Annotated in this window: 6 protein-coding genes; 3 read left to right on the forward strand and 3 right to left on the reverse strand. The window is 30.2% G+C overall.

The genetic code is table 11. The features are described from left to right. Positions 1–124 precede the first annotated feature (124 nt). The 3 genes from ACIQ2I_RS07275 to ACIQ2I_RS07285 all read right to left on the reverse strand — a co-directional run bounded on the left by ACIQ2I_RS07275 (position 125) and on the right by ACIQ2I_RS07285 (position 2,094). Positions 125–346, reverse strand: coding sequence for a DUF2795 domain-containing protein (locus ACIQ2I_RS07275; RefSeq protein ID WP_022828503.1), 222 nt, complete (start codon positions 344–346; stop codon positions 125–127). Positions 347–561: 215 nt separating this feature from the next. Next, on the reverse strand, positions 562–1,131 hold the full coding sequence (locus ACIQ2I_RS07280) for a cob(I)yrinic acid a,c-diamide adenosyltransferase (RefSeq protein ID WP_396181763.1): 570 nt from the start codon (positions 1,129–1,131) through the stop codon (positions 562–564). An 18-nt stretch (positions 1,132–1,149) separates the two neighbouring features. Then, positions 1,150–2,094, reverse strand: a complete 945-nt coding sequence (locus ACIQ2I_RS07285; protein WP_396181764.1) for a TerC family protein — start codon at positions 2,092–2,094, stop codon at positions 1,150–1,152. Positions 2,095–2,332: 238 nt separating this feature from the next. Here ACIQ2I_RS07285 and ACIQ2I_RS07290 point away from each other — a divergent pair, with 238 nt between their 5' ends. The 3 genes from ACIQ2I_RS07290 to ACIQ2I_RS07300 all read left to right on the forward strand — a co-directional run. Beyond that, a complete protein-coding gene (locus ACIQ2I_RS07290; protein WP_396181765.1) occupies positions 2,333–4,522 on the forward strand; it encodes a glutamine synthetase III in 2,190 nt (729 codons plus the stop codon). Positions 4,523–4,619: 97 nt separating this feature from the next. Next, positions 4,620–5,393: an OmpA family protein gene (locus ACIQ2I_RS07295; RefSeq protein ID WP_396181766.1), complete on the forward strand. Its 774-nt coding sequence runs from the start codon at positions 4,620–4,622 to the stop codon at positions 5,391–5,393. A 51-nt stretch (positions 5,394–5,444) separates the two neighbouring features. Continuing rightward, positions 5,445–6,132, forward strand: a 688-nt coding sequence (locus ACIQ2I_RS07300) for an OmpA family protein (protein WP_396181767.1), incomplete at its 3' end; no start/stop codon positions are given.

Raw genomic sequence — 6,132 nt, forward strand, 5'->3', positions numbered from 1 at the left:
TATCGAATTTACAATACTCATAATCTGTTTTTTATATATAATTTAACCTTTCGGTTTTATTCATTTGTAAAGATAACCAAAAAAAAAGCCTCACCGAAGAGACTTTTTATTAGGTTATCTATTTTTAATATTCATCCTCGTTCCAAAGATAATCTTCATCTGTAGGATAATCTGGCCATATTTCTTCCATTGACTCATAAATTTCGCCTTCATCCTCAATAGACTGTAAGTTTTCTACCACTTCTAATGGTGCTCCAGCTCTGATGGCGTAGTCAATTAATTCGTCTTTTGTTGCAGGCCATGGCGCATCACTTAAATATGATGCCAATTCTAACGTCCAATACATCTTATTTATATTTTATAGTTTAATGCAAAAATAAATTTATTACTTAAAAAGACAAGTTTTTTTTAATTATTTTTTTAATAAATTTTAAGAACTTAATTTTCTTAAATTCCAAAACATAAAAAACAAATTCCAAATAGCTAAAATTCAATTATTTAATTATTTAAAACGTATTCTTTTTTTGGTTTTGGAATTTCAATTTTAGGATTTCTAAAAACTTATTTTCTAGGTATCCATTTCACTTCATCAGCATTTAAATCATGAGACAATTTTCGTGCCAATACGAATAAATAGTCAGAAAGTCGATTTAAATATTTAATCGCAATCTCTGCAACAGGTTCGTTATGGTCTAAATGCACTGCTAAACGTTCGGCTCTTCTGCATACACAGCGCGCTACATGACAATATGACACAGTTGTATGTCCGCCTGGTAAAACAAAATGCGTCATTGGAGGCAATGCTTCTTCCATAGCGTCAATTTCTGATTCTAATAATTCAATGTCGCTTTCAACTATTCCAAGATTTTGTAAGCGTTTTTCACCATTTTTTAATACTTCTTTGTCCGGTGGTGTGGCTAAAATAGCACCAACGGTAAATAACCTGTCTTGAATTTCGATTAAAATATCTTTATAATGTACATTGAAGTCTTGATCCCTAATTAATCCAATATGAGAATTTAGCTCGTCAACTGTTCCGTAACTTTCAATTCGGATATGGTCTTTTGGTACTCTAGTTCCTCCGAAAAGAGCAGTGGTGCCAGTATCTCCTGTTTTTGTATATATTTTCATCCGCTGTTTGTATAAATATTATTCTTTATTTTTTTGTAATGAAACCAAAACACCAATTGTGAGAGATAATGCAATAAAAGCTAATGATAACCATTCTGGGAAAAATTCTGGGAAATGATGAATCAATAGCATTTTTACCCCAACGAAAGTTAAAATCGCTATCAAACTGTATTCGATATAACTAAATTTTTCTATCATATTGGATAAGAAAAAATACATAGAGCGCAAACCTAAAATCGCAAAAATATTAGAGCTAAATACCAAAAAAGGATCAGAAGTAATGGCTAAAATGGCAGGAACGCTATCTAATGCAAAAATCACATCCATGACTTCAATTACAATTAAAGCAATAAATAAAGGTGTTACGTAATTGATGTTTTCTTTTCTAATAAAAAATTTCTGTCCTTCAATTTCGGTATGGACTGGAAATATTCTACCAATTAATTTGTATATTTTAGAATCTTTTGGATCAAATTCTTCTTCCTCTTTACTAAAAAGCATTTTCATAGCAGTAAAAATTAAGAAAGCACCAAATACATATATAATCCATTCAAATCGGTTGATAAGTGCTACACCTAAAAATATCATTAAACCTCTAAATATAATCGCGCCAATGATTCCCCAAAATAAAACCCTATGTTGGTATTTTTGTGGTATTTTGAAAGAAGAAAAAATAATAGCGATTACAAATATATTATCTGCACTTAAGGAAAGCTCTATTAAATATCCTGTAATATATTTTAAAGACGCTTGCATCGGTTTTAATCCCGTTGGGTTGGCAATAAAATCTCCAGCATAAAGTAAATACACAATTCCAGAAAATATAAAAGATAGCGTTACCCAAAGAATGGTCCATTTTGATGCCTCTTTACTACTAATAATATGTGGATTTTTATTAAAAACACCTAAATCAAGTGCTAAAAATATAGAAATAGCGATTAGAAAAATAATCCAAACTGTCATAATGATTGATTTTTAGCAAATATAAATTAAAATTAAGTTATTTTTAGCTTCATTCAGATTAAAAATTTTATTTTGTCTTTTTGTTGGGTTAACCCCATAAATTTGACATTATTTTATAATTAAATTAAATTATTTTTAAAGTACCCCTAAAATTTTAGGGGGTATGTTTTTTTATTTGTAAATATTTTATATTTTTGTACCATAAAAATTTAGATTATAATTTTTAAAATCCAACTTTATGGCTACACTTCGTTTCCAAGCTTTAGATAAAGCTACCAGTAGAAAACCAGTTCCTTTTGAAGAAACGGCAAGAAAATCAGAAATTTTTGCATCCAATGTGTTCAACGACAAATCTATGCGTCAGTTTTTAACCTCAGATGCATATAAAGCAGTTAAAAATGCCATTGAACAAGGAACAAAGATTGATCGTAAAATTGCCGATTACGTAGCCATGGGAATGAAAGAATGGGCTTTGTCAAAAAACGTTACACATTACACACACTGGTTTCAACCATTAACAGGAACAACAGCAGAAAAACACGATGCTTTTTTTGAAACATCAATGGATGGTTCAGATCCTGTTGAAAAATTTGGGGGAAGCCAATTAGTGCAACAAGAACCAGATGCATCTTCTTTTCCAAACGGAGGAATAAGAAACACTTTTGAAGCAAGAGGTTATACGGCTTGGGATCCAACTTCTCCAGCATTTATATTTGGAAGTACTTTATGTATTCCTACAATATTTGTATCTTATACAGGCGAAGCTTTAGATAATAAAACACCTTTATTAAGAGCATTAAGCGCCATTGATGCTGCGGGTACGGAAGTAGCTAAATATTTTGATAAAAACATTAAAAAAATAACGCCAACTTTAGGTTGGGAACAAGAATATTTCTTAATTGATTCTGCTTTAGCAGCTACTAGGCCAGACATTATTGCTACTGGCAGAACTTTATTAGGACACACTTCTTCAAAAGGACAACAATTAGACGATCATTATTTTGGTTCAATTCCAACACGTGTATTGCAATATATGAGAGAATTAGAATACGAATGTATGTTGTTAGGAATTCCTGTAAAAACACGTCATAATGAAGTGGCACCAGGTCAATTTGAATTGGCGCCTATTTTTGAAGAGACTAATTTAGCTGTAGACCACAACTCCTTATTAATGGATGTAATGGAAAAAGTGGCAGAAAGACACGATTTTAAAGTATTGTTTCATGAAAAACCTTTTAAAGGTGTAAACGGTTCGGGTAAACATAACAACTGGTCATTAGCCACAGATACTGGAATAAATTTATTAGCTCCAGGAAAAACGCCAATGAGTAATTTAATGTTCTTAACGTTTTTTATCAACACCATTAAAGCAGTTCATGATTACGAAGAATTATTAAGAGCCTCAATTGCATCTGCTAGTAACGACCATCGTTTGGGTGCAAATGAAGCGCCACCAGCAATTATTTCAGTGTTTATTGGACAACAATTAACCAAAGTATTGGCTGAATTAGAAGGTGTTACAAATGGAAAATTATCTCCAGAAGAAAAAACAGATTTAAAACTAAACGTGGTTGGTAAATTACCAGATGTTTTATTGGATAACACAGACAGAAACAGAACTTCACCATTTGCATTTACAGGAAATAAATTCGAATTTAGAGCGGTAGGTTCGTCTGCAAACTGTGCGGTTTCAATGACTACTTTAAATTCAATTGTTGCTAAACAATTAATCGACTTCAAAAAAGAAGTAGATTTATTAATTGAAACGAAAGATTTAAAGAAAGACGAAGCCATTTTCAATACCTTAAGAGAATATATCAAAGGAACAAAAGCTATTTTATTTGAAGGCGACGGATACAGCGAGGCTTGGGAAAATGAAGCAAAAAAACGCGGACTAAGTAATCATAAAACAACTCCAGAAGCTTTGAAAGCTAAAGTTTCTAAAAAAGCATTTGACTTATTTGCCGAATTAGGTGTAATGAATCACATTGAAGTAGAATCTCGTTATGAAATTGAATTAGAAGAATATGCAAAGAAAATTCAAATTGAAGGAAGAGTTTTAGGTGATATTGCTCGTAATCATGTTATTCCAACGGCAATTAGATATCAAAATACGTTAATTGAAAACGTAAAAGGTTTAAAAGATATTTTTGAAAAAGATTTCACCAAAATTGCAAAGGAACAAATTGAATTAATCAAAGAAATATCTGGACATATTGAAGGTATCAATCGTAATATTGACGAAATGATTGATGAACGTAAAAAAGCAAATAACTTAGATAATACTGAAAAAATGGCAGCCGCTTATTGTGATAAAGTAAAACCCTATTTTGAAGTAATTCGTGAACATTGCGATAAATTGGAACTTTTAGTTGACAACGGAATTTGGCCATTAACAAAATACAGAGAATTGTTCTTTATTAAATAATGTTAAAACAGATTTTTAAAATGCTTGTTAGGAATAACAAGCATTTTTTTTACAATAATTTTTAGTATTTTTGAGTTATCTAAAAAAGCACGTTTTTATGAAATCATTACTTATATATTTATTTTTCAGCTTTTGTGCAGTTTCTTTTTCTCAAAAAAAAATAACGCTTTATTTTGACACCAATTCAAGTCAACTTTCTTTAAAAGAAATGAGCAAATTTAATAAATTTATAAAAACAAAAGATTTAAAAATTCAAAAAGTTATTGGCTTTTGCGATTTACGTTCTTCTAATAAATATAACGATTCTTTGGCATTAGCAAGAGCCAATTTTGTTTCAAGTTTAATTCGATTGTCTTCTTTTAACGCAAGTTTTGAAGTAAAATCTAAAGGTGAAAATTTTAATCAATTGAAAAATTTAGATTTAAACCGAAAAGTGGAAATTCATTTCAAAATTGAAAAAAAAGCTGCTGAAAAAATATCCAAAAACGAGAATTTTTCAATTACAATTTCTAAATCTAAAAAAGGCGACAAATTACTGCTCAAAAACTTATTCTTTTACGACAGAACGGATATTTTGTATCCAGAATCTTACAAACCACGTGAAGAATTGTTGAAAGCTTTGAAAGATAATCCGAAATTAAAAATTGAAATTCACGGTCATATTTGTTGCACGCCAGGAAAAGATAACGAAGAAATTGCATTAAAACGTTGCATAGGAACTATAGAGTTTTTAGTGGTAAACGGAATTGATCAATCGAGATTAAGTTATAAAAGCTTCGATGCAGAGCAACCTATTTTTCCCATTCCAGAAAAAAACGAAGAAGAACGAAAAGCCAATCGGCGTATAGAAATTTTGATTATTGATAAGTAATTCATTTAGTTTTTAGCACTATATTTGTTTAAATCAATATCATTCAAAATAATGAAATTCTTATTTGCTTTTACCTTTTGCCTTTTACCATTTGTTTTTTTTGGACAAGAAAGTATCACATTTTATTTCGAAAATAATAAATCGGCTTTAAATCAAGTCGAATTGGTTAGATTAAACAAATGGATTGCTACAAATAAAAACTCTAAAATTCTTTCTATCACCGGTTCAACAGATGAAGTTGGTTCTTCTGGTTATAATGATACTTTATCACAAAAACGTGTAGATTATATTTTTAATAAAGTAAAACTATCGGTTAAAATTAGGGAAGATTTTAAATCGATTTCTTTAGGTGAAAAAGGTGTAAAATCTAATAATAAAGCCGAAAACAGAAAAGCTAGTATTGTATTTTTACAAGAAAAAGATTTGGCAAAAGAAGCCCTTTTAATTCAAACAAAAGTAGTGGCGGAAGTTCCAAAAGATATTCCAACAAACGGATTAACTCCAATAGAAGAAAAGGATATGAATTTTCCAGAAGGCGCCACTTTAGAAGAAAAAATTCAATTGTCTCGACCAGGCACTTTAATTGTTTTGCCTGAAATTCAGTTTTACAAAAATACATTTGGCATCATGCCTTCCTCACAAAGAGAAATTTTCGAACTGATTCGAATTATGACAATGAATCCAAAATTATATATAGAAATTCAAGGTCATATTTGTTGTGTAGATAAAGATGTAAGAA

This window comes from Flavobacterium sp., from assembly GCF_044368995.1.
GTDB lineage: Bacteria > Bacteroidota > Bacteroidia > Flavobacteriales > Flavobacteriaceae > Flavobacterium.